Source organism: Gilliamella sp. Pas-s27 (assembly GCF_009795865.1).
GTDB lineage: Bacteria > Pseudomonadota > Gammaproteobacteria > Enterobacterales > Orbaceae > Gilliamella.
Map to the genome: position 1 here is coordinate 1 of NZ_WTEW01000058.1, position 3,487 is coordinate 3,487.

Sequence of the window (3,487 nt, forward strand, 5' to 3'; positions counted from 1 at the left end):
TATAGGTTAAAATCGCTGGTAATTTGCCTCAGTGTTATTAATAATCATCATAATCATTAGTATCAATATACTTTCGACAAGCTTTTATTTCTTTGGGTTTGCATGCTCTTTCTTTTTTATATTCAAATTGCTCACTTTTTTTGTTTAGATGGTATCCCGATTTATACAGGCATTCTGTTTTGATCTTTTTGTAACGATTATTGCCTATGTATTTAAAATCATCGGTTAACGATATTTCGTCATTTGCTTTTTTACCTGGGCAGGTTTTGTAGCTAGTGGCCTCTTTTTCTTCATAATCAAAGCGAAAATCATTACCATCAAGATTTAATTTAACAAATTGTTGTTGGGTTTTGTCATAAACATAGAATTCTGTTATTTGATTAGGGCCATAATTTCTATTTTTAGTCAGATAAAAATCATTATTATCACCATCAAAATTAAAATCAAAGTCTTCATGTGTTTGAATACTAACATAAGAATTAAACTTGCATCCTTGTATTCCCGTAATAGTTTGAATAAGGCGACCATCATGTTTGCTATAAATTTTAATTCCCACAATTTCTGCTTTTTCCCCTTTTTTCTTAGATATCACCACCTTAAAATAAAAATCTTTAGTGCTACTTTCTTGTAAATAATCTACATTATTAAATTCTAGTTCGCGTAATGACTGTTCATCGTATTCATGGTATTCAAGTGTTTTTTGTAAATTTATTCTATCACCATTAAGGGTATAGCCTGTTAGCTGTTCTGGTCCAGAATAAAAAGTATGACTGTCAACATTTTCAATCACTATGTTATCTAATGAATTTACATCATTAGATTTAGTCGGATAACGACTCTTTTCTATATCAAATTTCTTAATCTGATAATCTTTATTATCAATATAAATAGCAAAATTATATTCAAAATAAAACTCAACTTTATTTTGACCAATGGTACCTGTGTAAATAAGACTAAATTCTGCTTGGCTAATTGTCGGTATTAATAATATTATAAGTAAAATAGACTTGATATAATTCATCTTGTTATTCCTTAATTTATTTTTGTTTTTTGCGTTGCTGTTTTGCTTTCGCCTCTTTCTCTTTTCTAGCTCGCTCTTCTTCATCTTGTTTTTCTTGAATTCTTCTCTCTTTTACTTTTGTCTGCTTAGCCTCATCTTTTGTCTGTAAATTAACGAAGAAAGCTGGATTAATTTTGTAGGCTAATCTATCTTTTTGTAAATTGCTTGTATCAGTCCGATTACCTGTTTTCTTCATTGCAATTTCAAAATGTAAATGAGGGTTACAAAGTCCTTTAGCATTACCGGTATCACCGGTATAGCCTATCAAATCGCCCGATTTAACTTTATCCCCGACGTTTAAGTCAGCACGTTTATTGCTTAAATGACAATAACGTAAGTAAAAATGGTCAGCATTAATATTAAAATTATCAGCTTGAACTATCTCTTTCACTTTTTTCGTTTTATCAGTAAATTCAAGCGTATAGTCATTTCTTGATGCGCGTAAATCATCACCTTTCACTTCGATAACCAATACATTGCCATATCCACTTTCTTCTGTATATTGGACTATTTCACCATCTAAGCAGGCATAACAAGGGGTATTTATATCCGCAAATAAATCTAACCCTGTATGAGCTTTAGCTCCCTCATCTCTCACATAACCAAAAGCGCCATTCCAATCATTAGGATTGTGGTTTGAACTATAACACGTTCGTTGTGGGTATTCTAAAGGCTCATGCCAACGGCTTGTTTTTTCTCGGAAATAATCCATCATCGCTACCGGATGAATAAACCATGCCTTGCCATCAGCACTAAGCGTGGCCGGTGGGGGGGGTCTGTTGCGGTGGTTGTAGCGGTTGTGGCATTGGTTGCCTCGCCATTTTCTGGTTGCGTGTCGTTTTGTTGGTTTAACTTCGCTAAGCCTTTAGCTACATCATCCCACCACAACATCTTTTTTATCTTCTCTTTGGTCTTTTCCCAAGCTGTTACTTGTTTTTCTAATGCTTCCATTTTGGCATAATTTTCAAACTGCGCTTTAGTCAGCTTTTTCGAGGGTGATTCTTTATAATCAGCAGGAAAACGGCTTATTTCTCGTCTTAATGTTTCAAACCCTTTCGCTTCAGGCGAGTCCTTTGCTTTACCGACACTACTTAAATATGCCTCGAATTTTGCTTCATCACCCGTTTGTAAATAACCTAATAGATTTTTAGCATCTTCGGTCATCTCGCTGTTTAATTCTTCCCATTCCGGCAGTTTGCCCTCTGCATCAACGTTACTGTACCATTCGCTTTTATAATTGATTAATAAGCGACTTAATGCCGAGTACAATATCGGTTTATGATGGATAAATTCTAATCCTTAACCATACAATATTAATATGTCTACTCATTACTATTACATATCTGGTTCATAATGAACATATCTCAGACACTCACCTTTAGAACAACCAAATACTATTTGTTTGATGTTTTTTCCATAAAAAAATCCTAGACCACCCAAATTAATACTATATTTTTTATTTATTCCATTAATTAATAATTCACCTTTTATTTCACACGGATAGATATCAAACGAATTTATTTGAGCTGAATTGATATCTTTTTCAGCAGTAGCGAAAAAATGTATTATCTCTTTTTTATCTAATTTCCATTTATTACATAAATCTTTAAGATAGTCACTATTATCTACTTCTAATACCTTTTTTATCGACAATACTTTAATTACATCACGATTATTGGCATTAGTAACAGCTGGGATCAATGTTCCTATTGTCAGCAGGAGGATAAAGATTTTTACCTTCTCCACTTGTTTTATAAGCAATGCATTAATGTTGATACAAGTCTTTATCATTTAAATTAAACTCCTTTTGTAAAAAAATAACTAAATTTCTAATTGATTTTAATTGTTGTGGTGTTGCGTCATCCCATAATTTTGTATCTTTGTCCCACCATGCAACCACTTCAATACCTATACTGTCTTGATTATATGGATAACGTTCTGGATAAGCTTTTTTTAATTCAGATAAATATTGTTCTCTTAAGGTTTTTGATTTATAGGTTGAATCACAACTTCCAGTCAAGGCACAACGAGGTCTAATTTTTCCTACATGATTAGCATATTTTTTCAAACTTATAACCTGATAAGTTGTTCCATCCTTATCTATAACAAAATGAGCACCAATATTGTCTGTATTCGTAGATGATTTCCATGAATTTTCAATAAGGCTGATCGCACTTCCTTTTGAAAAGGTTCTATGTAAAACAATGGAATTAGGACCAATGATATTTCCCCTTTCTAATTTTTTAACTTGATATTGAGTAATACTATCACTACAAATAAATCCTTCATTATTTATATAAGCTTTTTTAACAATACTCATAATTTGTATAGGATGAATAAACTGTAACTATCCCCTAAAATAGTACAGCAAAAAAGTAGAAAATTCTCTATGATAAAAGAAAAGGGGATTTAATTATGAAAAAAATG

General features: G+C 32.0%; 5 protein-coding genes. All 5 read right to left on the reverse strand.

Going from position 1 to position 3,487, the window contains the following annotated elements; translation table 11 throughout:
- Nucleotides 1–37 precede the first annotated feature (37 nt).
- Complete coding sequence (locus tag GQ589_RS11430; protein ID WP_160426322.1) at nt 38–1,021, reverse strand: hypothetical protein; 984 nt, start codon at nt 1,019–1,021, stop codon at nt 38–40.
- 16 nt (nt 1,022–1,037) lie between these two features.
- A complete protein-coding gene (locus tag GQ589_RS11435; protein ID WP_160426324.1) occupies nt 1,038–1,775 on the reverse strand; it encodes a M23 family metallopeptidase in 738 nt (245 codons plus the stop codon).
- 2 nt (nt 1,776–1,777) lie between these two features.
- A complete protein-coding gene (locus GQ589_RS11440) occupies nt 1,778–2,329 on the reverse strand; it encodes a hypothetical protein (protein ID WP_160426326.1) in 552 nt (183 codons plus the stop codon).
- Nucleotides 2,330–2,395: 66 nt separating this feature from the next.
- Nucleotides 2,396–2,851, reverse strand: a complete 456-nt coding sequence (locus GQ589_RS11445; protein WP_160426328.1) for a hypothetical protein — start codon at nt 2,849–2,851, stop codon at nt 2,396–2,398.
- Nucleotides 2,826–3,380 (reverse strand): peptidoglycan recognition family protein, encoded by a 555-nt coding sequence (locus tag GQ589_RS11450; protein ID WP_160426330.1) that lies wholly within the window; start codon nt 3,378–3,380, stop codon nt 2,826–2,828. The genes GQ589_RS11445 and GQ589_RS11450 overlap by 26 nt, the downstream gene beginning before the upstream one ends.
- Between the last annotated feature and the right edge of the window lie 107 nt (nt 3,381–3,487).